This window comes from Bacillus mycoides, assembly GCF_001757995.1.
GTDB classification, from domain to species: domain Bacteria; phylum Bacillota; class Bacilli; order Bacillales; family Bacillaceae_G; genus Bacillus_A; species Bacillus_A mycoides_B.
On sequence record NZ_LXLV01000065.1, the window covers coordinates 121,654 to 146,940 of the forward strand.

General features: G+C 36.9%; 26 protein-coding genes. 6 read left to right on the top strand and 20 right to left on the bottom strand.

Going from position 1 to position 25,287, the window contains the following annotated elements:
• Positions 1 to 122: 122 nt before the first annotated feature.
• Together BWGOE10_RS22455 and BWGOE10_RS22460 are read right to left on the bottom strand one after the other, a co-directional pair.
• Entirely contained in the window at positions 123 to 1,418 is a 1,296-nt protein-coding gene (locus BWGOE10_RS22455; RefSeq protein ID WP_070145016.1) for a purine/pyrimidine permease, read from the bottom strand.
• 112 nt (positions 1,419 to 1,530) lie between these two features.
• Positions 1,531 to 2,772, bottom strand: a complete 1,242-nt coding sequence (locus BWGOE10_RS22460; RefSeq protein WP_070145017.1) for an amidohydrolase family protein — start codon at positions 2,770 to 2,772, stop codon at positions 1,531 to 1,533.
• Between the two features lie 219 nt (positions 2,773 to 2,991).
• Between BWGOE10_RS22460 and BWGOE10_RS22465 the strand changes: the two genes are divergently transcribed.
• Positions 2,992 to 3,177: a PspC domain-containing protein gene (locus BWGOE10_RS22465; protein ID WP_002160323.1), complete on the top strand. Its 186-nt coding sequence runs from the start codon at positions 2,992 to 2,994 to the stop codon at positions 3,175 to 3,177.
• A 95-nt stretch (positions 3,178 to 3,272) separates the two neighbouring features.
• Here the strand turns inward: BWGOE10_RS22465 and BWGOE10_RS22470 are convergent, their stop codons facing one another.
• Positions 3,273 to 3,845 carry a helix-turn-helix domain-containing protein gene (locus BWGOE10_RS22470; protein ID WP_070145018.1) on the bottom strand — a complete coding sequence of 191 codons (573 nt, stop codon included), beginning with the start codon at positions 3,843 to 3,845 and terminating at the stop codon, positions 3,273 to 3,275.
• A gap of 101 nt (positions 3,846 to 3,946) precedes the next feature.
• Between BWGOE10_RS22470 and BWGOE10_RS22475 the strand changes: the two genes are divergently transcribed.
• On the top strand, positions 3,947 to 4,912 hold the full coding sequence (locus BWGOE10_RS22475) for a multidrug resistance efflux transporter family protein (protein WP_070145019.1): 966 nt from the start codon (positions 3,947 to 3,949) through the stop codon (positions 4,910 to 4,912).
• A gap of 142 nt (positions 4,913 to 5,054) precedes the next feature.
• Complete coding sequence (locus tag BWGOE10_RS22480; protein ID WP_070145020.1) at positions 5,055 to 5,720, top strand: MIP/aquaporin family protein; 666 nt, start codon at positions 5,055 to 5,057, stop codon at positions 5,718 to 5,720.
• A 59-nt stretch (positions 5,721 to 5,779) separates the two neighbouring features.
• Here BWGOE10_RS22480 and BWGOE10_RS22485 read toward each other — a convergent pair whose 3' ends face one another.
• The 3 genes from BWGOE10_RS22485 to BWGOE10_RS22495 all read right to left on the bottom strand — a co-directional run bounded on the left by BWGOE10_RS22485 (position 5,780) and on the right by BWGOE10_RS22495 (position 8,443).
• On the bottom strand, positions 5,780 to 6,211 hold the full coding sequence (locus BWGOE10_RS22485; RefSeq protein WP_002112095.1) for an Rrf2 family transcriptional regulator: 432 nt from the start codon (positions 6,209 to 6,211) through the stop codon (positions 5,780 to 5,782).
• A 118-nt stretch (positions 6,212 to 6,329) separates the two neighbouring features.
• Positions 6,330 to 7,556: an ABC transporter permease gene (locus tag BWGOE10_RS22490; RefSeq protein WP_070145021.1), complete on the bottom strand. Its 1,227-nt coding sequence runs from the start codon at positions 7,554 to 7,556 to the stop codon at positions 6,330 to 6,332.
• Between the two features lie 2 nt (positions 7,557 to 7,558).
• Entirely contained in the window at positions 7,559 to 8,443 is an 885-nt protein-coding gene (locus tag BWGOE10_RS22495; RefSeq protein WP_070145022.1) for an ABC transporter ATP-binding protein, read from the bottom strand.
• 343 nt (positions 8,444 to 8,786) lie between these two features.
• Here BWGOE10_RS22495 and BWGOE10_RS22500 point away from each other — a divergent pair, with 343 nt between their 5' ends.
• Positions 8,787 to 9,614 carry a 5'-nucleotidase, lipoprotein e(P4) family gene (locus tag BWGOE10_RS22500; RefSeq protein WP_070145023.1) on the top strand — a complete coding sequence of 276 codons (828 nt, stop codon included), beginning with the start codon at positions 8,787 to 8,789 and terminating at the stop codon, positions 9,612 to 9,614.
• A 26-nt stretch (positions 9,615 to 9,640) separates the two neighbouring features.
• On the opposite strand, the gene motB is transcribed toward BWGOE10_RS22500, so the two are convergent.
• Positions 9,641 to 10,426, bottom strand: a complete 786-nt coding sequence (gene motB, locus BWGOE10_RS22505) for a flagellar motor protein MotB (RefSeq protein ID WP_070145024.1) — start codon at positions 10,424 to 10,426, stop codon at positions 9,641 to 9,643.
• Positions 10,416 to 11,210, bottom strand: coding sequence for a flagellar motor stator protein MotA (gene motA, locus BWGOE10_RS22510; protein ID WP_070145025.1), 795 nt, complete (start codon positions 11,208 to 11,210; stop codon positions 10,416 to 10,418). Before motA ends, motB begins: the two co-directional genes overlap by 11 nt.
• 264 nt (positions 11,211 to 11,474) lie before the next feature.
• On the opposite strand from motA, the gene BWGOE10_RS22515 reads away from it, so the two are divergent.
• Positions 11,475 to 12,254, top strand: a complete 780-nt coding sequence (locus tag BWGOE10_RS22515; RefSeq protein ID WP_070145026.1) for a D-alanyl-D-alanine carboxypeptidase family protein — start codon at positions 11,475 to 11,477, stop codon at positions 12,252 to 12,254.
• Between the two features lie 36 nt (positions 12,255 to 12,290).
• Here the strand turns inward: BWGOE10_RS22515 and BWGOE10_RS22520 are convergent, their stop codons facing one another.
• The 4 genes from BWGOE10_RS22520 to sdhC form a co-directional block, all read right to left on the bottom strand.
• The gene (locus BWGOE10_RS22520; protein ID WP_070145027.1) at positions 12,291 to 12,734 is read right to left on the bottom strand and encodes an acyl-CoA thioesterase; all 444 of its coding nucleotides are present in this window, start codon (positions 12,732 to 12,734) and stop codon (positions 12,291 to 12,293) included.
• 93 nt (positions 12,735 to 12,827) lie between these two features.
• Positions 12,828 to 13,589 (bottom strand): succinate dehydrogenase iron-sulfur subunit, encoded by a 762-nt coding sequence (sdhB, locus tag BWGOE10_RS22525; RefSeq protein WP_002088861.1) that lies wholly within the window; start codon positions 13,587 to 13,589, stop codon positions 12,828 to 12,830.
• Positions 13,582 to 15,375, bottom strand: coding sequence for a succinate dehydrogenase flavoprotein subunit (gene sdhA, locus BWGOE10_RS22530; protein WP_070145028.1), 1,794 nt, complete (start codon positions 15,373 to 15,375; stop codon positions 13,582 to 13,584). The genes sdhB and sdhA overlap by 8 nt, the downstream gene beginning before the upstream one ends.
• 13 nt (positions 15,376 to 15,388) lie before the next feature.
• Positions 15,389 to 16,015 (bottom strand): succinate dehydrogenase cytochrome B558, encoded by a 627-nt coding sequence (gene sdhC / locus BWGOE10_RS22535; protein WP_002015407.1) that lies wholly within the window; start codon positions 16,013 to 16,015, stop codon positions 15,389 to 15,391.
• Between the two features lie 298 nt (positions 16,016 to 16,313).
• Between sdhC and BWGOE10_RS22540 the strand changes: the two genes are divergently transcribed.
• On the top strand, positions 16,314 to 16,763 hold the full coding sequence (locus BWGOE10_RS22540; protein ID WP_070145029.1) for a YslB family protein: 450 nt from the start codon (positions 16,314 to 16,316) through the stop codon (positions 16,761 to 16,763).
• A 115-nt stretch (positions 16,764 to 16,878) separates the two neighbouring features.
• Here the strand turns inward: BWGOE10_RS22540 and uvrC are convergent, their stop codons facing one another.
• The 8 genes from uvrC to BWGOE10_RS22580 all read right to left on the bottom strand — a co-directional run.
• Positions 16,879 to 18,663, bottom strand: coding sequence for an excinuclease ABC subunit C (gene uvrC, locus BWGOE10_RS22545; protein ID WP_070145030.1), 1,785 nt, complete (start codon positions 18,661 to 18,663; stop codon positions 16,879 to 16,881).
• Between the two features lie 148 nt (positions 18,664 to 18,811).
• Positions 18,812 to 19,126 (bottom strand): thioredoxin, encoded by a 315-nt coding sequence (gene trxA / locus BWGOE10_RS22550; RefSeq protein WP_070145031.1) that lies wholly within the window; start codon positions 19,124 to 19,126, stop codon positions 18,812 to 18,814.
• 210 nt (positions 19,127 to 19,336) lie between these two features.
• Positions 19,337 to 20,314 (bottom strand): electron transfer flavoprotein subunit alpha, encoded by a 978-nt coding sequence (gene etfA / locus BWGOE10_RS22555; RefSeq protein ID WP_070145032.1) that lies wholly within the window; start codon positions 20,312 to 20,314, stop codon positions 19,337 to 19,339.
• Positions 20,315 to 20,350: 36 nt separating this feature from the next.
• Positions 20,351 to 21,124 carry an electron transfer flavoprotein subunit beta gene (gene etfB / locus BWGOE10_RS22560; RefSeq protein ID WP_002138523.1) on the bottom strand — a complete coding sequence of 258 codons (774 nt, stop codon included), beginning with the start codon at positions 21,122 to 21,124 and terminating at the stop codon, positions 20,351 to 20,353.
• Positions 21,125 to 21,202: 78 nt separating this feature from the next.
• A complete protein-coding gene (locus tag BWGOE10_RS22565; RefSeq protein ID WP_070145033.1) occupies positions 21,203 to 21,979 on the bottom strand; it encodes an enoyl-CoA hydratase in 777 nt (258 codons plus the stop codon).
• An 11-nt stretch (positions 21,980 to 21,990) separates the two neighbouring features.
• On the bottom strand, positions 21,991 to 22,623 hold the full coding sequence (locus BWGOE10_RS22570) for a TetR/AcrR family transcriptional regulator (RefSeq protein WP_002015398.1): 633 nt from the start codon (positions 22,621 to 22,623) through the stop codon (positions 21,991 to 21,993).
• 61 nt (positions 22,624 to 22,684) lie between these two features.
• Entirely contained in the window at positions 22,685 to 24,370 is a 1,686-nt protein-coding gene (locus BWGOE10_RS22575; protein WP_070145034.1) for a long-chain-fatty-acid--CoA ligase, read from the bottom strand.
• 194 nt (positions 24,371 to 24,564) lie between these two features.
• The coding region (locus BWGOE10_RS22580; RefSeq protein ID WP_415858227.1) for a BclA C-terminal domain-containing protein at positions 24,565 to 25,287 on the bottom strand (723 nt) is incomplete at its 5' end.

Consider the following 25,287-nt stretch of genomic DNA (forward strand, 5'->3'; position numbering starts at 1 on the left):
AGTTGGGTGTTTATTTAGTCAAGATATTGTATGAACGAAATGTGCAGGTGGTGAATGAAAATGGGCTTTATTTCTTATGTTATTTTAGACTTTTATACAGTGCGTACACTCGTTTTATCCACTTATTTTGCAGTACGCCATATTTGTTCTAGCAATATACTTACAACAGTACCTACAAACAAACCATTACCAAATATATATTGCATAACAGAAGGCAAAGATTGGAGTGCTACAGACGGTAAAAACATAACGCCGCAGCCAAATAACACCGCAACTCCTAAGATCGTTACATTCCGTTCGCTAAGTGGCACTTGTTTTATATTATGAAATCCAATTCCAATGAGCTGCACGAACGAAGCCATTAAAACCGCAGATGCGACCGCGGATGGCAGAGAGGCTAAGTAGCGGATAATACTTGGAAATAATGACATAACGACTAATAGTACACATGCAAATAAGAATGAACGCATGTACTTTTGATTTGTTAAACGTATGAAACCTGCCGTTGCTGGTAATGGAACGACACCTACAGTTGAAAATACGGAGGAAAGCATATGCGAAATCCCTCCGATCCACGTACCATTTCTCAACTGTTTTTGTTCAATAGTTGCTTTATGAATCGTAGCTTGATTAATCGCTATAATGGCTGCCACTGTATTTGAAACTAAAATACATACCATAACGAAACTTGATACCACCATACCTGTATTCCATTTTGGAAGTCCCCAAGCAAATATATGTGGAAATTGTACAAAATGAGTTACTTGAGATGGAATCGTCACTTTTCCTGCAATGAGAAAAATAATCCAACCGCTAATCAATCCTATTAAAACCGCATAACTTTTAACAAAACCTTTTCCGAAATTGGAGAGTATGACCACGAACAAAAATATGCAAAAAGCGATCAACGCTGTAAATCCATCAATTTGAGAAACAGTAGCTGTAATTCCTAACATCCCTTTTAAAAACACACCACTTAATTGCAAGCATAATAGAAGTAAGAACGTCCCTGTCACGAGCGGCGTAAATAAAAATAAAATACGCCCGATAAACCCCGTTACTCCTAGTCCTATTAAAACAACTCCCGCAACCATCATTCCTAACTCTAAAATTTGCAACGTACTATGTAATTGATCCTGCCCTACAGTTGCATAAGCAAGCACGGTAAATACACCAACCCAAGATCCAGCTGGTCCATCCGCAATCGGAAGCTTATGTCCAAGCCATCCTTGTAAAAAAGAAGATATACCAACTACGAAAAACGTACGCTGCATTAAATAAAACACTTCTTCCGTCGTAAGATGAAATAATCCGCCAACGACAATTGGTAGTGCGATTGAGTTTGCTAATAAAAAAATAAACCATTGCAAAGTTCCCATAATATGATTTTGATTATGTTGATTGTCCAAACTTTTCATCCCTTCTAGCTTCCCTATAAGGAAGTATAACGTTAACCTATTTCTACTAAACAGCAAAGAAGAGTTCTATTTTTACAATTAGAACCCTTCTCAAAACACTTAAACGATTCTTCTATACAAGATTATCTGATTTCACTTGCTCTAAATTCCCTATAACAATATTCCCTTTATACATAACTACACGCTTCTCTGTTTGACGAGCTACTGCCTCAGCGGCGCATGTCGCGTCCGTCAAAACAAAACTCGCCTCATCTCCTACATTTGGCCATACTCGCTTCCCTTCATTATTTAACGTCTCTTTCCCTCCTGTAATAAAGCGAAGAGCTTTCCCTAAAGATCTTTCATCACTCCAACCAAATCGTTCCGCCAATCGATTTGCTTTTTGTAGCATATCACCTGTTCCGAACGGTGACCAATGATCTGTAATACTATCATTTCCTAATGAAACTTTAACACCTTTTTTATCTAATAATGGAATTGGGATTACCTGCTTACCAATTGGAACGGTTGAAGTGATATCAATCTTCAAGGCTGATAGTCTTTCTGCCACTTCTTCAGCTTCTTTATCAGTAACGCCCCCAAGCCCAAGCGCATGACTAATTGTTACACGCCCTTGCCATCCTGCTTCCTCTGTTAGGCTTGCCAATCTCTTCATCGTAAACGTTCCAAGGTTATTCGCATCATGCAAATGAATATCAACATCCGCATTAAATTCTACCGCAATATCCATAATCGTATGTAATGATTTTTCGATGTCATTATCTACTGTAGCTGGGTCTACTCCGCCAACTAATTGTGCTCCCATACGCATCGCATCTTTCACAAGTTGTACAGAATTACTGCGCAATAATCCATGTTGCGGAAATGCGACTATTCTACCAGACAGCCGATCTTTATATGTTTCTAAAGCCGCTAACGTTGCCTCCAAATTACTAAGTCCAATAATCGGATCAACATTACAATGCGTTCTAATATTCGTTGCGCCGTTTCGGAGCAGTAACTCTAACATGTTCTCCGCTCTACGTTGAGCAGTTGCTAATTGCTTTGGCAAAATCGTTTCTTCTTCACTGAAACGTGTAAAAATATTTTCTGCTGGCATACAAGCTTTCCAAGGACCACTATAATACGTTTTATCAATATGAATATGCATCTCTTCGAAAGCTGGTAAAACTAATAAACGATTGGCATCAAAAATTAACATTCCTTCCTCTTGAATGATCCCTGATCTAATTTTTTTAATTATGCCATCCTCAATTAGAAGACTACATACCTCTGTTTCCGTTTGTGAAATTTTCGCTTCTTCATATGTATAACCTGTTTCAAGCTTTACATTAGTCAACCAATACAATGTCATTACCATTTCCCCACCTTATATTAGAAAATACGTCAACGTCACACCCTCATTTTCATTTTAATATCAACTGAAAATTAAGACAATTAATTTGCTATATTGCCCTTTCACAAAAAAATGTAATATAACCTAATAGTCTTCTCATAAATTTCCATATAGAATAAAAGAATACTGTATCACTCATACATAACAGCGGTGATATGAAAAGGAGAGGGTCATTATATGTCGAAGAAATTATGTAAATCCGAAACTGATAAAATGTTATTTGGTATATGCGGTGGTTTAGGAGAATATTTTGATATTAGCTCTACTCTCATCCGTATTATTTGGGTCATTGCTATTCTATGTTTTGGAACGGGTTTTTTAGTTTATCTCATTTGTTTATTACTCATGCCACGTTCTTACTAATATTATCCTGATTAGCAATACTCTTTTCACTATACTTAAGCAGAACATACAAATTGAAAAATCACCTATAGAATTCTTTTCTATAGGTGATTTTTTCATGAAGAATATTTCATCGTTAAATGTAATACCGCCACTTCATCCTCTTCATTTTTATAACTATGTTTCTTATTCGCTTCAAATTGAATCGAATCAAACTCATTTAGCACGTACACATCGTTCTCCACTTGAATAGATACTTTCCCTTTCATTACTGTTACAAGCTCAATTGCTCCTTCATGATGAGCTTCAGGTTCATATATACTATTCGCTCTTAAACAAGCTCGGTGCATTTCCATCCCCGTTTCTTTCGTGTAACGGAACATTGTTTCTAAGCGCCACGCTTGTCCTACATCTACCGCAAATCCTTCTCCGCAGCGCGCAACAGCTACGGGCTCTCCAACAACCATTAACCTCGATAAAGGAATTGATAACCCTTTCGTAATTTTCCAAATGACAGCTAATGTTGGATTCGTTTCGCCTCTTTCAATCTTTCCTAACGTTAATTTACTAACACCTGTTTTTTGTGCTAATTCTTCTAAACTTAATTTTTGTTCATTTCGAATTTGTCTTAATAGCTGACCTACTTGCTGAATGACTTCTTTCGTTTGCATATCTTCATTTTCTTTCATATATAAAAACCACCTTAAAGTATAAAATAGTTTACTTTTATTATATTAAAGTATATTATACTATACATAATAATTTAATTCCAAAAGGAGTGTTATACTTCATGCGCGCAATATTATTAGGTCTTTTATCCTCGGCCTTTTTTTCTGCAACCTTTATTATTAACAGAGCAATGAATGTATCTGGAACAAGCTGGGCTTGGACTGCTTCCTTCCGTTTTTTATTTGCTCTCCCTATTTTATTCCTTATCGTTTTATTTCGCAAAAACTTAGGAGCTTTATGGGAAGAGTTAAAGAAACATCCATTAGCATGGATCGGATGGGGTTCCGTTGCAGGTATTGGTTTCTATTCTTTATTAAGTTTCGCCGCTGTCTTCTCTCCAGCTTGGCTCGTTGCTGGAACTTGGCAAGTTACGATATTAGCAGGTTTACTACTATCACCATTATTTTTCGTTAAAATAGAAACGAAATCAGGTACAAAACTTGTACGTGGAAAAATTCCACTTCGCAGTTTATATGTAGCATTATTTATTTTACTTGGTGTAATTTGTATGCAAGCGACTGCAGCAGGTCATATTACAATGACTCAGTTCATCTCGGGATTTTTACCTGTCGTATTAGCGGCTTTCTTATATCCGTTCGGTAACCGAAAAATGATGGAACTTGTTGATGGGCGCCTCGATACATTCCAACGTGTATTAGGAATGGCAATTGGAAGTCTTCCTATAACGCTTTTACTTGGTATATACGGATTTTCCACTACTGGTATTCCATCATCAAGTCAAATGTTGCAAGGATTTTTATTAGCATTATGTTCCGGAGTCATTGCGACGATGACATTCTTCTTTGCTACTGACTTAGCAAAAGACAATCTTGCTTTACTTGGAGCTGTTGAAGCAACACAAGCTGGAACGATGGTCTTTACCGTGCTTGGTGAGATTATTTTCTTAAATGGCTCATTCCCTAGTGGTCTGTCACTGATTGGGATGATGATTATCATGCTAGGAATGGTTGTAAATAGTGTTTTAAACCGTTCTGTTCCAGTCATTAAACAAAAAAAATCAGCATAAAAATAGATATGGTTCTTCTTCATAGAACCATATCTATTTTTATTGTCCCCCTATTTCGCCTTATCAGAATAGTATTTTATTAGCTGTTTATACTAAAACCTATGTTATAATACGTTTCATGTGCATTAATAGGAGGTAAATTATGTTAAAAAAAGCAATCGCTGAATTTATTGGTACATTTGTACTTGTATTATTCGGAACTGGAGTAGCTGTCATTGGCGGCGGAATTGAAGGAATCGGAACTTTAGGTATCGCTATGGCTTTCGGATTATCTATCGTGGCTATGGCATATAGCATTGGAACAATTTCTGGATGTCATATTAACCCAGCGGTATCAGTAGCTATGTTCATCAACAAAAGAATGAACGCTATGGAACTTTGTTATTATGTATTAGCTCAAATTTTAGGTGGTTTATTAGGAACTGCAACGTTAGTAACAATTTTACGCTCTGCTAAAACACCTTTAGATAATTTAGGACAAAATGGTTTTGGAACTCTTGGTTTATCTGGAGCATTTTTAGTTGAATTTATTTTAACTTTCGTATTTGTTTTAGTTATCGTTGCTGTAACAGGTAAAAAAGGAAGTTCTTCTTTAGCTGGATTAGTAATTGGTTTCACATTAGTTTTAGTTCACTTATTAGGTATTCCGTTAACTGGAACATCTGTTAACCCTGCTCGTAGTATCGCACCAGCTTTATTTGCTGGCGGAGAAGCTCTTTCTCAACTATGGGTGTTCATCGTTGCCCCAATTCTTGGTGGTATCGTAGCAGCTGTTGTAGGAAAGTTTATTTTAAATACTGAAAAATAGAATTTTCAATATTTCCGAATATAAAAAAGCGAGCCCTCATTATGAGGAAGCTCGCTTTTTTATTCTTTAATTTTCGACTTTAAATTTGTAACTAACTGCTGCACCGTTACATTTGCAAGTACGTTTTCCATCGCTTCTTGCGATTGTATTAAAACAATCTCTAATACCGATTGAATATTAGCTCCTACTGGACATTCAATGTTGGGATTTTCATGGAAAGAAAATAGATGTCCTTCTTCTACAACTTCCACAGCTTTATATACATCAAGTAATGTAATTTCATCTAAATCACGAGCAAGTGTCGTACCACCTTTACCAGCTTGTACATCAACAAGTCCCGCTCTCTTCAACATTCCTGTAATGCGACGAATCACAACTGGATTTGTATTCACACTACCAGCAATCCATTCAGAGGTACAGCGAGAGTTTCGATCTATTGCAAGTAACGTTAACATATGAACACCTACTGTAAAACGACTACTAATTCCCATCTGCACACCCTCCTTTTTATTCATTCTATTAAAAGACGACTCTTGTTATTATATACTATTTTTAATTTATACATAAAGAAAAAGCATGATTCCATTAGAAAATCATACTTTTCTCCCATTATTGACGCTTTATAAATTTCGCCAAATCTTTAAACTTCACTTTATCAGAGTAATTCATTACACCATTTACATAGATACGGCTTGTAATAGCATTTAATATACCAATCGTCGCCAATAAAACTACTAATGTTATCGTAATCTCTAACATACCTGCTTCACCAGCTACAATCCGCGAGAAGGTAACCATCGGTGTAAAAAACGGAACATACGAACTTACAACAACAATAGTGCTATTTGGATCACTTAATGATTTAATACTAATGAAGAATGCAGCCATGATCAAAATCATTACTGGGAAAGATACAGCTTGTAAATCCTCTGTCTTAGAAACAACAGCTCCAGCCGCAGCGTACATCATTGCATAAAGTAAATACCCCGTAATGAAATAAACAAGAAACATACTTATAACCTTTGCATCTAATTTTGTAAAGTCAATTGGAACACCAAATAATGAGGCACTTTCTAAATCGACCCAACCTAACAAATAAGGAATAAGATAGCCACATGCCAATATTACAAGTTGTAATAACGCCGTTGAAACAACCGCCAAAATTTTCGCATACATCATCGTAAGAGGCTTTACTTTCGGAAGCATTACTTCCATTACACGCGACGCCTTTTCAGATGCAATATTCATTGCGATTGTATTTCCGAAAGCTACAATAAACATATACAAAGCAAATGTAAAGAAATATGCAATTCCGAAAGAAGATGTGCGATCTTTTATCGCTTCTTGCTTCACTTGAATTTCTGCCTGTAATTGCTGCGCAATTTCTGGTGAAACATTATTTTTTGCAATCGTCACCATCGTATATTGTTGTTTTAAATAACCCGCCATAATCGCAGAAGTTGCTTGGCTTGGAAATCCATTATACATATATGTAACTGCTGGAGCCCCATCCTTTTCCGTCACATGGAATAGACCGTCTAAATCGCCCTCTTCTACTTGCTTATGCAGTTTATCAAAATCACCCTTTGAACCGACCGTTATTTTTGCTGATGGCAATAACTTATTTAGCTCTTCTTTTTGTACTTTGTATGTGGAACTCTCTACTACAACTGCAATTTTATCTTTATCCTTATTTTTATCATCGCCTGAAGTAAAATGATTAAATGCAAAAATCCCAAACACAACCAAAAATAAAATCGCACTCGTAATTAATGATTTTTTAGATAAAAACGCTTCCCTAAAATAAAATGAAAATACATGATAAAATTTACGCATCTTTATTTCGCCCTCTCTACAAAGATTTCGTTCAACGTTGGCTCTAGCATTTTAAATTGTCGTAAGCTAATACCTTGTTCTTGCAATTGTTGCAAAATCTTTAGAGCTTCTGCATCATCTTGTACTTTTACATAAAGAAGGCCTTGTTGTTTTTCATACGGGACATGTATAGCTTCTAATCCCTTTTCATTCTCTGCTATATCTTCAATCGTTAAATTACGAAAACCGTATTCTTTCTTAATATCACTTAACTGTCCTTCTACAACTGCTTCGCCTTTTTTCAAAATACATACATGTTGGCAAAACGCCTCTACTTGCTCCATACGGTGACTTGATAAAATAATTGTCTTTCCGCTCTGTACTTGTTCTCCAATAATACTAGCTAGCATTCCAGCATTAACTGGATCAAGTCCGCTAAATGGTTCATCCAAAATAAGGAGTTCTGGATCGTGAAGAAGAGCAGCTATTAATTGAATTTTTTGCTGATTCCCTTTTGAAAGTTCTCCAGCCGTTTTAAATTTATATTCTGGAATTGCTAAGCGCTCTAACCAGCGATCAATTGCAAGATCCACTTCTTTTTTCGTCATTCCTTCTAATCTACCAAAATATCGCAACTGATCTATTACTCTACTTTTTGTATATAGTCCTCTTTCTTCTGGTAAATATCCAATTGTTACCCCGCTATCACCAAATGATTTTCCATCCCACGTAATAGAACCTTCATTTGGCGTTAATAAACCTAGTAACATTTTAATTGTCGTTGTTTTCCCTGCACCATTTCGGCCAAGTAACCCTAGCACTTCCCCTTTTGGTAAAGAGATTTGCAAACCATTAACTGCCTTTGATTCCCCAAATCGTTTCGTTAAGTTTTGAATTTGTAAACTCAAAGTATAAAGCCTCCCCTTTAGTATCATTCGTACTCTCTATTAAAGACTATGATTGTTCGAAATAAAATATAGTACTATATTTCAATCTTTTATACGTATCATGATCCCCCATCCACCATTTGTTTTATTTAGTTAAAATTGTAAATAATAAAGATGCGTTTGTCAATTATAATTGTCACTTTGACAATAAAATACGTCAAATCACTTTTTGTTATTTTTCCCATCTTTCTAATATAGGACATACTACTATATATACAAAAGACAATATGCAAATGTTCATAAAAAAATTTTTATATTTTAATATATAATATAAGATGATTTTCTAACATCGAGGAGGATACATATGAAGATGAAGAGGGGTATTACCACTTTATTATCTGTAGCCGTTCTTTCCACATCGCTTGTAGCATGTTCAGGAACAGCTGAGAAAACAGTGGCGAAAGAAGAAAAAGTAAAATTAACAGACCAGCAATTGATGGCTGATTTATGGTATCAAACAGCTGGCGAAACGAAAGCACTTTATTACCAAGGATACAATATTGGTCAATTAAAGCTTGATGCAGCTCTTGCAAAAGGGACAGGCAAAAAACCTGCTATCGTACTTGATTTAGATGAAACTGTTTTAGATAACAGTCCTCATCAAGCAATGAGTGTAAAAACAGGAAAAGGCTATCCTTATAAATGGGACGATTGGATTAATAAGGCTGAAGCTGACGCTCTTCCAGGCGCTATTGATTTCTTAAAATATGCAGAGTCTAAAGGTGTAGATATTTACTACATCTCAAATCGTAAAACGAATCAACTAGATGCAACAATTAAAAACCTTGAGCGCGTAGGGGCTCCTCAAGCAACGAAAGAACATATATTACTACAGGACCCGAAAGAAAAAGGGAAAGAAAAGCGTCGTGAACTTGTTTCTCAAACACATGACATCGTCCTATTCTTCGGTGACAACTTATCTGATTTCACTGGTTTTGATGGGAAATCTGTAAAAGATCGCAATGAAACAGTAGCAGAATCAAAAGCACAATTTGGTGAGAAATTCATCATTTTCCCTAATCCAATGTACGGTGATTGGGAAGGTGCTCTATATGACTATAATTTCAAAAAATCAGATGCAGAAAAAGACAAAATCCGTCGTGACAATTTAAAATCATTTGATGCAAAATAAAAGAGGATGGCTTTCGCCATCCTCTTTTATTGCATATTTCTTGTTAAAGGCAAGATAAACACTTCAACACGTCTATTTTTTGCTTTTCCTTCTTGTGTATCATTTGGAGCAATTGAACGGTATTCTCCGTAACCAACTGCACTAAATTTTTCTGGTTGCAATTCTTTATTTTGGAGTAACACCTGCATAAAATTAACTGCACGCTGTGTACTTAACTCCCAGTTTGATGCAAACTGAGCATTTGCGATAGGAACCGTATCTGTATGACCCGACACTGTAATTTCACGAGGTGATGCGGAAACAAGTAGGTTAGACATCTCTTTTGCAATCCCTAACGATTCCAACTTCACATCTGCTTTCCCTGAATCAAATAGTACATTTTCTAATATTGTTACCATTAAACCCTTTTCAGTTAAATCCGTTTTAAAAGAAGAAGATAATTGCTTTTCCTCAATATACTTATCGATACCTTTTTGTACCGCTTTTAATTCATTCATTTCTTGCTGTTTCACTTCAGCTTCAGCATCCTTTTTAATCTTCTCAGATTCTAAACTATTTGCTGACAACTCTTTCTCTTCATTCGGTTTCTGATCACTTAAAAATTCTTTATTTCCTGTTCCACCGGCTAACTCACTTCGAAAAGCAACTGCCATCTGTTTAAACTTCGCAGCATCTATACTACTCATTGCGAATAATACGATGAACAATGCAAATAACAACGTTAACATATCAGAATACGGAATTAACCAAGTTTCATCGATATGCTCATCATGTTTTTTCTTTTTGCCTCTTCTATTTTTCTTACTCCGCATTTTTTTCTGCTCCTTTTTCTAGCTTTTTACGCTCAGTTGCAGAAAGCGCACCTAAAATGCGGTTTTTCATAATAAACGGATATGTACCTTCTTGTAACATTAATAAACAATCAATAATTAAACGTTTCTTCTCTAATTCAGCAGCAGACTTTTGCTTCAATTTATTTGCAAATGGATGCCATAATACGTAACCTGAAAAAATACCGAAAATCGTTGCAATAAACGCACCTGAAATAGCATGCCCTAGCTTTTCAATATCAGTTAAATTTCCAAGTGCAGCTACAAGACCAATAACAGCACCTAAAACCCCTAATGTAGGTGCATATGTACCAGCTTGCGAAAAAATAGCAGCCCCTTTTGCATGTCTCTCTTCAATCGCTTCTAATTCGGCTTCTAAAATTTGTTCTAAATCCTCTGCAGATACACCATCAATAACAAATTTCATACCACGCAAAAGAAATTCATCTTCAATTTTATCTAATTGTTGCTCTAAAGACAAAATACCGTATTTTCTACTCTCAGATGTCCAATGAACAAATAATTCTAGCGATTGTTCATAACTTAAATCTTTTTTATTTGAACCAAAAAGAACTTTAAATAATTTTGGAACTCTTTTTAGTTGATTCATCGGAAATGCAATACACACTGCAGCAAATGTACCGACGAAAATAATTAGTGCTGCCGCAGGATTTAGTAAGGCTGTTATGTCAGCGCCCTTGACGACCATCCCTACGACTACCGCTAATACTCCTAAAATGATTCCAATAATTGTTGCAAAATCCATTCCCATTCACTCCTAGTCTATACAAGAAGTCCTTTATTCCCAATAATCGCTACATCTTTTTATATACATATATTACATAAAAAATGAACTTCATGAAAGATAAGAAATGAATTATATGAAAAAATACTACATTTTCACACATTTTCTGACATTTTCTTTGCATTTCTATTACGTTACGACTCTTATATTTCTTTTTCAACAAACTAGACTTATAATAAAAACGATACATATTTCATTAAGAAAGGACTGTGATTACAGGGCATCATGAAAAAAATAATAATTATTTCTGCCGCTTCTATTGTAATCGGTATCACATCTTTCGCTTACTTTGGTTCTAAATCACCACTACAAAATGAGGCGAAAGCTGTCGAAAGTCAAAAACATAGTAACCATCCAAAAGAAGAGATTCCTGCTTTTCCAAAAGCTAATCATAATGCAAAGAAACTAGATGATAATTTTTCCGTTGTAACAAATCCAGATTCTGCTCTTGTATTAGTCAATAAACATCGTAAATTACCAGATGGGTACATTCCAGAAGATTTAACGAAACCGAACGTACCATTTACTAGTCCAAAAGATAAAGAGAAAACATTGCTTCGCAAAGATGCTGCAGACGCTCTTGAAAAAATGTTCCAAGCAGCCAAAAAAGAAGGTCTAGAACTTACAGCAGTTTCAGGTTACCGTTCTTACAAACGCCAACAGTCATTACATAATACATATATTAAACGCCAAGGAAAAGCTGAGGCTGATTCGGTAAGTGCAATTCCTGGAACAAGCGAGCATCAAACTGGTCTAGCAATGGATATTAGCTCAAAATCTGCTAAATTCCAATTAGAACCAATCTTCGGAGAGACAGCAGAAGGAAAATGGGTTGCAGAACATGCCCATGAGTTCGGATTTGTCATTCGTTATTTAGAGGATAAAACAGAGACAACAGAGTATTCATACGAACCGTGGCACTTACGCTACGTTGGCAATCCATATGCCGCATACATATATAAGCACCATCTAACATTAGAAGAGGCAACGAAGGACAAAAAATAAGAGAGCGAATCGCTCTCTTATTTTTCTTTTATTCTATTATTGTAATAATTTCTTCCATTCCTCAGGCCACGGTTCGCCTCTTCCAGTTTTTTTCGATGCTTGGACCATCATACCGCGTCCAACTAAACAAACTTCTCCTTCTGCGTTTTTGACCATATAGTGTAAATCTAAAGAGGAGTTCCCAACCGCTCCTGCCTTTACATATATTTTCAACTGCTCATCAAAATAAATTTGTTTAATAAAATTGCATTGTAAATCTGCAACAACGATCATCGTTTTTGATGATTCATGTGTCCATTCTTGCATAAATCCAAGTTCTTTAAACAATGCGATACGAGCTTCTTCAAAATATGTAAAAGCAACGACATTATTTACATGTCCAAACATATCTACTTCACCAAAACGAACTTTGACAGGATTATAAAATGAAAAACCACTTTCCCATTGCTCAAAGTCTTCAATATAAGAAATTCTCTTCATCGTTCCCTCTCCTTTTCGCCTTTAAAATAAACAGAATAAACAGAAATATAAAGTTATAAATATTGCCTCTTCAACACGAAGAGGCAATATTTATTAATAGTTATTGTCGCTACCAAAGAAATCTTTGAACGATTGAATTGTTGTATCACGGTTTAATGCTGCGATTGAAGTTGTTAATGGAATACCTTTCGGACATGATTGCACACAGTTTTGAGAGTTACCACAGTTTGCAAGTCCTCCATCACCCATAATTGCACGCAAGCGATCTGCTTTATGCATTTCACCAGTTGGATGCGAGTTGAATAAACGCGCTTGTGAAAGCGGTGCTGGTCCAATAAAATCAGATTTACTGTTTACGTTCGGACATGACTCTAAGCAAACACCACATGTCATACATTTTGAAAGTTCATATGCCCATTGACGCTTTTTCTCTGGCATTCTTGGACCTGGTCCTAGGTCGTACGTACCGTCGATTGGAATCCAAGCTTTAACACGTTTTAACGCATTAAACATACGACTACGGTCAACTTGTAAGTCACGTACAATCGGGAATGTCTTCATCGGCTTTAAGCGGATGGGTTGTTCTAACTGGTCAATAAGAGCTGTACATGATTGACGTGGTTTTCCGTTAATCACCATCGAACAAGCACCACATACTTCTTCTAAACAGTTCATATCCCATGCAATCGGAGTCGTCTGGTTTCCTTTTGAATCAACAGGATTACGACGAATTTCCATCAGTGCCGAAATGATGTTCATATTTGGACGATATGGAATTTCAAACTCTTGATCAAACTCTTGTGCATCTGGTCCATCTTGTCTCGTAATAATGAGGCGGATTGTTTTCTCAGACATGTTGCTTATCCCCCTTCTCTTCACCCTTAGCAGCTACATCATGTTTTGAGGAATAGTCACGTTTACGTGGTTTAATTAATGAAACATCCACTTCTTCGTAATGGAATGCTGGTGCATTTCCTTCTCCCTCAAATTTCGCCATCGTAGTTTTTAAGAAGTTTGCATCATCACGATTTGGGAATTCTGGTTTGTAATGTGCTCCGCGGCTTTCATTACGGTTATATGCGCCAATTGTAATAACACGTGCTAACTCGAACATATTTGCAAGTTGGCGTGTAAATGAAGCACCTTGGTTACTCCATCTCGCTGTATCGTTAATGTTAATGCGTTTGTAACGCGCCATTAACTCTTCAATTTTCGCATCAGTTTCTATTAACTTTTTATTTTCACGAACTACTGTAACGTTATCTGTCATCCATTCTCCAAGCTCTTTATGAAGAACATATGCATTTTCATTACCATCAAGCGTTAAAATATTGTTAAATTTCTCTGTTTCGATTAATTCATTTTGCTCATATACAGTAGATGAAACAGCATCAGATGATTTAGAAAGACCTTTCATATACTCAATCGCGTTCGGTCCTGCTACCATACCACCGTAAATTGCTGATAATAGTGAGTTTGCACCAAGGCGGTTACCACCGTGCATAGAATAATCACACTCACCTGCTGCAAATAAACCTGGAATACTTGTCATTTGCTTATAATCAACCCATAATCCGCCCATTGAATAGTGAACCGCTGGGAAGATTTTCATTGGTAGTTTACGAGGATCATCACCTGTAAATTTCTCATAGATTTCAATAATTCCACCAAGTTTAATATCTAGTTCTTTCGGATCTTTATGAGAAAGATCTAAGTACACCATGTTTTCACCGTTAATACCTAGTTTTTGCTCTACGCAAACATCAAAGATTTCACGCGTTGCAATATCACGAGGTACAAGGTTTCCGTAAGCTGGATATTTTTCTTCTAAGAAATACCATGGCTTACCATCTTTATACGTCCAAACACGTCCACCTTCACCACGTGCAGATTCACTCATAAGACGTAACTTATCGTCTCCAGGAATTGCCGTTGGATGGATTTGAATGAACTCACCATTCGCATAATATGCACCTTGTTGATATACAGCAGACGCTGCTGTACCTGTATTAATAATAGAGTTTGTTGATTTTCCAAAGATGATACCAGGGCCCCCTGTTGCCATAATCACGGCATCAGCTTGGAAACTTTTTATCTCCATAGTTTGTAAGTCTTGCGCGACGATTCCTCGGCACACACCTTCATCATCCACAACAGCTCGTAAGAAATCCCAACCTTCATATTTCGTTACAAGTCCTGCTACTTCATGACGACGTACTTGCTCATCTAATGCATATAGTAATTGTTGACCAGTTGTTGCGCCAGCAAATGCTGTACGATGATGTTGTGTTCCACCGAAACGACGGAAATCAAGAAGTCCTTCTTCCGTACGGTTGAACATAACACCCATGCGGTCCATTAAATGAATAATACCAGGTGCTGCATCACACATCGCTTTAACTGGTGGTTGGTTCGCTAAGAAGTCCCCACCATAAATTGTATCGTCAAAGTGGATCCATGGAGAATCCCCTTCACCTTTTGTATTTACGGCACCGTTAATTCCACCTTGGGCACATACAGAATGTGAACGTTTTACTGGTACTAAAGAAAATAGTTCAACATTTACTCCTGCTTCTGCCGCTTTAATCGTTGCCATTAAGCCGGCCAAGCCACCGCCGACTACTATAAGTTTCCCTTTCATGCTCTCCCACTCCTTACTGGTTTGCTAGCTGTGGATCGATGAACGCTAATAATGCACTCACACCTACATAAGATAGACCTAAGAAAATAGCTAATGTTACATAAGTAGAGATTCTTTGTGAACGTGGAGATACTGTAATTCCCCAGCTTATGCAGAATGTCCATAGTCCATTTGCAAAGTGGAAAATTGTTGAAACAACACCAACTAAATAGAAACCAAACATAAATGGGTTGTTTAAAATATCTGCCATCATATCATAGTTTACCTCTTTACCTAACAATGCTTGAATACGAGTTTCCCAGACGTGCCAAGAAATGAAGATCAGCGTAACGATACCTGAAATTCGTTGGAAGACGAACATCCAGTTACGGAAATAGCCGTAAGATACCGCATTGTTCTTAGCTGTAAATGCAATATATAAGCCATATATAGCATGGTACAGTATAGGTAAAAAGATGATGAAAATTTCTAGCGCATACCGGAATGGAAGGAGCTCCATAAAGCCTGCAGCTTTGTTAAAAGCCTCTGCTCCTCTTGTTGCAAAGTTGTTTACAATTAAATGTTGCGTCAAAAAGACACCAACCGGGATGACCCCCATTAATGAGTGCCACTTACGAAACGTATACTCGCGGCCTTTCATGTCCCCATTACCCCCTTGAATGTTTGACTGCTGTTTTCAGATTAATTTACAACAATAATGTTTTTTCACTATTGGCATAAGAAAAACTGAAAAAATTATTCGAAATATTTCAGCATAATTTGATTCCAAGTTCATTTTACCCCTATTTTTGTCGAAGCGTCAAGAAAACGTATACATAATTTGCATATAATTTGCCAATTCTTTTTTTTTCTTATATATTCAGATTTCCCCAAAGAAAAATCTGTTTTTATAAATGAAAAATGTTATATAATAATCCCTATAGAAAGAGGGGAATATTGTGAGCAAAAATACAATCGATATAACATCTTTAGAAGATGTTTCATTGAACGCCTTCGCTTATGAATTGCTACGTGAAGAATTGCTACCTGATTTAATTGGTAACGATTTAGATGGTATTTTATACTGGGCCGGTAGAAACCTTGCTAGAAAATATCCGCTAGAAACAATTGAAGAAGTCATTCAGTTTTTTGAAAAAGCTGGTTGGGGCACTTTAAGCATCATTGAACATAAACGTCGTGAAATGCAGTTTCAACTTAAAGGTGCACTTATTACTGAGCGTCAAAAACAAAAAAGACATTCATCTTATCAATTAGAAGCTGGATTTATCGCCGAGCAAATTCAAAAACAAAGAAACGTCGTTGCAGAGTCCTACGAAGAACAGAAAAAACGTTCAGACTCTATTACATTTCTTGTTAAATGGGATATTAAAGATCTCATTGAAGTGTAGTATCTACCTACAGTCAACTAGACATATAAGTTTAGTTGACTTTTTTGTATATTCATTCAGGTACGTTTATTTTAAATCTTCAGAAATTATACCAAAAAACAGAAGACGTTGTAAACTACAACGTCTTCTTATCTGTTAAATAAGTATAAATTGTCTCCGCGACATTTTTCGGCATACCCGCTTCGACAAATTCCGATACAGAAGCTTCTTTCATCTTTTTTAATGAACCAAAATGTTTTAGCAATACCTTTTTCCGTTTATCACCGATTCCCGGAATTTCATCCAATGCGGATTGAATAACAGATTTTCCGTGTAATTGACGATGGAATGTAATTGCAAATCGATGTACTTCATCTTGAATGCGCTGCAATAAATAAAATTCTTGGCTATTCCTCGCAAGCATAACAGGCTCAGGCGGATCCCCAATAATTAAATGTGATGTTTTATGTTTTTCATCTTTTACAAGCCCAGCCATTGGAATATATAATCCAAGCTCGTTTTCAAGAACATCACTTGTAGCCGTGAGATGTCCTTTTCCCCCATCGATAATTATTAAATCTGGCAAAGGTGAATTTTCCTTTAATGCTCTCGTATAACGGCGTCTCACAACTTCCCTCATAGACTCGTAATCATCTGGCCCTTGGACCGTTTTAATTTTATATTTCCGATATTCTTTCTTCGCTGGTTTCCCATCGATAAAAGCAATCATTGCTGAAACAGGATTTGTTCCTTGAATATTTGAATTATCAAACGCTTCAATACGATATGGTGTTTCAATCCCTAGTTGCTTCCCTAGATTATCAACAGCTTTAATCGTCCGTTCTTCATCACGTTCAATTAAGTGGAATTTCTCTTCTAGTGCAATTTTTGCATTTTTATTTGCTAATTCCACAAGATCTTTTTTCTTCCCACGCTTCGGCTGTGTCGCTTCAACTTCTAAAAAGCGCTCTACTAATTCTGAATCTATACTTCCTGGAACAACAATTTCCTTCGGCTTGAAATGACTACTGTTTTCATAAAATTGACCGATAAAAGTTAAAAATCCCTCTTCTGGTTCATCATAAATCGGGAACATAGAAACATCACGTTCAATTAGCTTTCCTTTTCGAACGAAGAAAACTTGAACACACATCCACCCTTTATCAACTGCATATCCAAACACATCACGATCCACTAAATCACTCATAATCATCTTTTGCTTTTCCATAATTGCATCAATATGAGCAATTTGATCTCGCAACTCTTTCGCCCGTTCAAATTCTAGTTTCTCTGAAGCCTCATACATCTTCGTTTCTAATTCTGAACGAATTTCTTTATGCCCACCGTTTAAGAATTTAATAATTTCATCAACAATTTCTTTGTTTTGCTCATCCGTTACTTCTTTCACACAGGGTGCTAAACATTGACCCATATGATAATACAAGCAAACTTTATCTGGCATATTTGAACATTTACGAAGTGGATACATACGATCTAATAATTTCTTTGTTTCATGTGCCGATTGCGCATTTGGATAAGGCCCAAAGTACTTTCCTTTATCCTTTTTTACATTTCGCGTAATGAGTAAGCGCGGCTGTTTTTCAGCTGTAATTTTAATGAAAGGATATGTTTTATCATCTTTTAATTGAATATTATATTTTGGATCATATTTTTTTATTAAATTTAACTCTAAAATAAGAGCCTCCAAATTTGAGGAAGTCACAATATATTCAAAATCAACAATTTCTCCAACAAGCCGAAGTGTTTTCCCATCATGTGAACCAGTAAAGTACGAGCGCACACGATTTTTGAGTACCTTTGCTTTTCCGACATATATAACCGTTCCCTGCTTATCCTTCATTAAATAACAACCAGGTTGATCGGGCAAAATTGCTAACTTCTCTTTTAAATGCTCGTGCACTCGTCTCCCTCCATTTCTACATGCTTATCATTTTTATTTTCACATAAAAACATACTATACCAAAACACCCAACATACGTTCTTTTATTGTAACGGAAAGGTTGTAAAAAAGAAAATAAAAAAAGCTACCAAATGGCAGCTTCTTTATTTTAGAAGTGTTTAGAAACTAATTCTACTAATGCTTCTTTCGGTTTGTAACCTAACGCTTGATCAACCACTTTACCGTCTTTTAATACGAAAAGAGCTGGAATGCTCATTACTTCGAATTGACGAGCAGTTTCTTGGTTTTCATCAACGTCCACTTTTACTACTTTTACTTTCTCGCCTAACTCTGAATCGATTTCCTCTAATACAGGAGCGATCATTTTACAAGGTCCGCACCAAGGCGCCCAGAAATCTAATAATACAACACCTTCGCTAGTTTCAGCTGCGAAGCTTTGGTCATTTGCATTTACAATTGCCATTTTATTTCCTCCTTCAAGTATATTCTACCAAGAGTATATCATTAACTTTTATACGTGGCGAATATTATGTATCGTTATGTATTGTAACAAAAAAATGTTCCTTTATACTATATAAAAATATGGATGAAATACTAAAAAGATGAGAGACAGGGATCTCTCACCTTTTTCTATATATAGGGGTACTTCACTTGGAACTCAAGGGTACTCAAATCATGAATGTACTTTTAATTTTTTAAACTCTTCTGTTAAAAGAGGTAATACTTCAAATAGATCACCGACAATACCGTAGTCAGCTACTTTGAAGATACTTGCTTCTGGATCTTTGTTAATCGCAACGATTATTTTTGAGTTAGACATACCAGCTAAATGCTGAATCGCACCAGAAATTCCGCATGCAATGTATAAGTCTGGTGTAACAACTTTACCTGTTTGACCAATTTGTAATGAGTAATCACAATACTCAGCGTCACAAGCACCACGAGATGCTCCAACAGCGCCGCCTAGTACGTCAGCTAACTCTTTCAATGGTTTAAATCCTTCTTCACTCTTCACACCGCGTCCGCCAGCGATAATAACTTTCGCTTCAGAAAGATCAACACCTTCTGCCGTTTTACGGACAACGTCTTGAATGATTGTACGTAAGTCTTTCACATCAACTGTAATAGAAGACGCTTCACCTGTGCGAGATTCATCTTTTTCAAGAGTTGCGATATTATTTGGACGCACTGTCGCAAATAATATACCATCTGTTACAATCTTCTTCTCGAATGCTTTACCAGAGTAAATTGGACGAGTGAAGATAACATTTCCACCTTCAACTTCTAAAGCCGTCACGTCAGAAACCAAACCTGCTTCTAATTTCGCTGCTAATTTTGGTGATAAATCTTTACCAAGTGCTGTATGTCCAAATACAATACCTTCTGGCTTTTCTTCGGCATATACAGCTAAAAACGCTTGTGCATAACCATCAGATGTATATGATTTCAATTTATCATTTTCAACTGTCACAACGCGATCTGCACCGTAATGAATCAATTCATTTGCAAAAGAGGCAACGCTGTCTCCAACTAGAAGACCTATCACTTCACCGCCTTCTGCAATTGTTTTTGCTGCTGCTACCGCTTCAAACGAAACGTTACGTAGCGATCCATCACGAACTTCACCCATTACTAATACTTTACGAGCCATAGATTTTCCCTCCTGCATATATAATTTCGTATTTTATTAGATTACTTTCGCTTCTGTGTGGAGCAACGATACAAGTTCTTTTACTTGATCTTGCAGCTCGCCTTGTAACACTTTTCCTGCATCTTTCTTAGGAGGCAAATAGATTTCGATTGTTTTTGTTTTTGCTTCCACATCATCTTCTTCTAAATCTAAATCATCTAATTCTACTGCTTCTAGTGGCTTTTTCTTCGCTTTCATAATACCTGGAAGCGATGGATAACGAGGTTCATTTAAACCTTGTTGCGCTGTTACTAGAAGAGGTAATGATGTTTCAATTACTTCTGTATCCCCTTCAACATCACGCTCAATCTTCACATTTGTACCATCAATTTCAAGCTTCGTAATCGTCGTTACGTATGGGATATTTAACGCTTCAGCTACTCGTGGACCAACTTGTCCAGATGCACCGTCAATCGCAACGTTCCCGCCTAAAATTAAATCTATTTCTTTATCTTTTAAATATTCAGCAAGCACTTTTGCTGTTGTAAATTGGTCACCATTCTCAACATCATCTTCAATGTTAATTAGTACCGCTTTATCACAGCCCATCGCTAATGCTGTGCGAAGTTCTTTTTCACTATCCTCGCCACCAACTGTTATAACGGTAACTTCTCCACCTTGTGCATCTCTTACTTGAATTGCTTCTTCAATCGCATATTCATCGTAAGGGTTGATGATGAATTCCGCTTCGCCATCGTAAATTGCACCGTTTTTAATTACGATTTTTTCTTCTGTATCAAATGTTCGTTTCATGAGTACGTAGATGTTCATTTCATTTACCCCCTTATTTTTCAGAAAGATTCTATCAATTTTAAAATTCTGTTAATTTTTATTAAAAAAATAATTGGACTACCTACCACTAAATGAAGGCTTACGTTTTTCTAAAAACGCTGCTACACCTTCTCTTCCATCTTCACTCGTAAATACTTCACCAAAAATCTGTGATTCACGCTGTACACCTTCATAATAATGAGACGATTTTGTCGTTTGTAATAACTCTAGCACAGCACGAGTTGTTGCTGGGCTTTTTCCAGCAATCTGTTTTGCAATTTTAAGTGTATCTTCTAAAATGGATTCTTCAGAAAACACTCCGTTAACAAGTCCCCATTGTAATGCTTCTGCACCAGTAATTGGTGTACTTGTTAACATCATTTCACAAGCTTTCGCTTTACCAACATAACGTGGTAAGCGCTGTGTACCTGCAAAACCAGGGATTAATCCAAGTGTTAATTCAGGTAAACCAAGCTTTGTACTTTCAGTTACAAAGCGCATGTGGCAAGACATAGCAAACTCAAGGCCACCGCCAAGTGCCGCTCCATGAATTGCCGCAATAACTGGTTTTGAGCATTTTTCAACACGCTCAAACGTAACTTGTCCAAGCTGTGCTAACTCTGTTGCTTGCTTCGCTTCAGTAACAGATGTAAATTCTTTAATATCTGCTCCCGCTGAGAAAAAGCGCCCTTCACCATGTAGAACAACAACACGAATGTTATCATCCTTTTCCACTTGATCGATTAATTCAGTAACGTCATGCATAACTTGTGAAGACATCGCATTAGCTGGCGCATGATTTAACGTCGCCACCGCAATATGATCTTCAACTCTTACAGATAGGAATTTCAACATGATCCCTCCCATTATTGACGATAACCACAAGCTGCAATAAGTAGCCCATGTACCGTTTTTGAAAGTGCGACCAGATCATACTTATGATCGCTCATTACCCAATTGGTCACAACTTCATCTACTGTTCCAAAGATCATTTGTCTTGCCACGCGAACATTTAAATCCGCCTGAAATTCACCTTGCTTTATACCTGTCTCTAAAATCTCATCCATAACTTGTAAGTAGCCTTTTAATACTTCATTTATTTTAAGGCGCAAGTCTTGATTGGACTGCCTTAGCTCTAATTGCGTAACGATAGCAAGAGGATCATTTTGTGACAACAGCAAGAAGTGCGTTTCTACCAACATGAATAACTTCGCTACAGCGCTTTCAATTCCTGCTATTTTTTGACGAATTGTTTCAACAAATTCTCCCATCTTCTCTTGGAATAAGGATATTAATATATCTTCTTTATTTTTAAAATATAAATAAATCGTGCCATCAGCTACCCCAGCTTGCTTTGCAATTTTAGAAACTTGCGCTTGATGGTATCCATTCTCCGCAATCACAATGACTGCTGCATCAATAATTTGATTGTATTTCGGTCTATTTTTCTTCACTTTACTGTCCCCTTCAAGAAGATGACTGAATGAATAGTCATTCATATTCTTATAATACTGACTATTTAGAAAAGTGTCAATCCTATTTTTTCAAAAAGAAAGGGCCTTAGCCCGTTTGCTCATCCTCGTTCTTTCTCTTCTCTTCATCTATTAGGACACGGCGTAAAATTTTTCCGACCGTCGTCTTCGGCAACTCACTTCTAAACTCATATACCTTCGGGACTTTATACGCTGCTAAATATTTACGTGCAAACTGATCTAATTCTTCTTCAGAACACTCAGCGCCTTCTTTCAAAACAACAAATGCTTTTACAGTTTCTCCTCGATACGGATCAGGGACACCAATTGTTACCACTTCTTGCACCTTTTCGTTTTCATATAACACCTCTTCTACTTCACGAGGATATACGTTAAAACCGCTAGCAACGATCATATCTTTCTTACGATCTTTCACATAGAAAAAGCCGTCTTCATCCATGTATCCTACATCACCTGTATGGAGCCAGCCATCTTGCAGTACAGCTGCCGTTTCTTCTGGCTTATTCCAATACCCTTTCATAATTTGTGGGCCCTTTACAACAATTTCACCAATTTCCCCTGGAGGTAATGCCTCTCCTGTTTCAAGTGACATGATAATTGCCTCTGTATCTGGCCACGGTACCCCAATACTTCCCGGCACTCGTTTTTCCCACAAAAAATTCCCATGTGTAACTGGTGATGACTCAGTTAATCCATAACCTTCTACTAATTTACCACCTGTAACTCTCTCAAACTCCTCCTGTACTTCTACAGGAAGCGGTGCAGAACCACTAATACAAGCCTGAATTGAAGAAATATCATATTCTTTTAAAAGAGGACTATTTAATAGAGCAATATAAATGGTTGGTGCTCCTGGAAATAGTGTGACTTTATGTTTCTTAATTGCTTCAAAAACCATTTTCATATCAAACTTCGGAATAAGCACCATTTTATATCCTTGCATAATACTTAAATTCATTACAGCTGTCATCCCGTACACATGAAAAAACGGAAGGACACCAAGGATTACTTCTTCCCCTTCTTTACAATTATATAACCAATGTGCTCCCATTAAAGTGTTCGAAACGAGGTTTTTATGCGTCAACATAACCCCTTTTGGAAATCCTGTCGTTCCCCCTGTATACTGCAAAAGAGCTAGATCATTTGCAGGATCACATGGAACTTCAACATCAGCATTACTTTCCCTTTCTACTGATTTCCATAGATGAATCGTTTCGCTTTCCGATACATTCACAACAAGATTTGCCTGCTTTTTTTGCACAAATGGATAAAGTAAGTTTTTAGGAAATGGTAAAAAATCTGCAATACGGGTTACGATAATGTGCTCAAGCTTTGTAGCAGTTTGAACATTAGTAACTCTCGGAAACACTAGATCAAGGCAAAGAATGACTTTTGCTCCTGAGTCATGAAGTTGGTACTCAAGCTCTCTTTCTGTATAAAGAGGATTCGTTTGTACAACAATACCACCCGCAAGCAAAGTACCATAATAACCAATTACAGATTGTGGACAATTTGGTAACATAATCGCAACTCTATCACCTTTTTCAATACCAAGCCTTTGAAGGTAATTCGCAAACTTCTTTACCTTGTCATGGAAATCTGAAAATGTAACATCTTTACCTAAAAAGTGAAGCGCTTTCTTTTCTGGATAACGAGCAGCCATTTTCTCTAAATATCCATGAAGTGGCTGAATATCATAAGAAATTGTTCCTGGAATTTCATCTGGATAGCTCTGCAGCCAAGGTTTTTCCACTCTCATTCCCCCTTCTAATACTTGTGAAAATAAATGAATGTTCATTCATGATGGTTGTTTTCATTATATTATAGTCATAACAGCGTTACAATCATAATATTCTGACTTTTATGTAACTATGCTTTACTTCGTTAACTTCTTAATTATATGTATAAACTCTCTTAATTTTAAAAGAATAAGAGAGTTCACGTTACTTAGCTTAATCTTATAATCGTTAAAACTGCACCAGGTGTAGTCGTTGATAATGTTGCAACAGCTAACAATCCAAACAACTGCAAACTAATTGCACTCCCCGCCGCAAGAGTCGTAATAATTGTTGCACTAAATGAAGTCGTTGCTAAAGCAGGAGAGTTGATAGTCCCAGCAAGCGGTGCACCATTAATTGTAATTCGCGAACTAACTAATAATGAAGCCGTTATATTAATTGTATATGAAATATAATAATTCCCCGCATTTGCGACCGTAAATACTGTGTTCCCCCCAGATACTGTAATTCCAGGTCCTATATTTTGATTATTCGGAAGTGTGACATTTGTCCCACCAAGTAATACTGATATTGCCGTACCCGACGTATTATTCGCAAATGCATACGTCGCAGTTATACTTGTACCTGTTACTCCGGTTGCTCCCGTTTCACCTGTTACTCCGGTTGCTCCTGTTGCCCCTGTTGCTCCTGTTGCTCCTGTTGCTCCGGTTGCTCCCGTTGCTTCCGTTGCTCCCGTTGCCCCTGTTGCTCCTGTTGCTCCTGTTGCTCCTGTTGCTCCCGTTGCCCCCGTTGCCCCTGTTGCTCCTGTTACTCCTGTTGCTCCTGTTGCTCCCGTTGCTCCTGTTGCTCCCGTTGCTCCCGTTGCCCCTGTTGCTCCTGTTGCTCCTGTTGCTCCCGTTGCTCCTGTCGCTCCTGTTGCTCCCGTTATCCC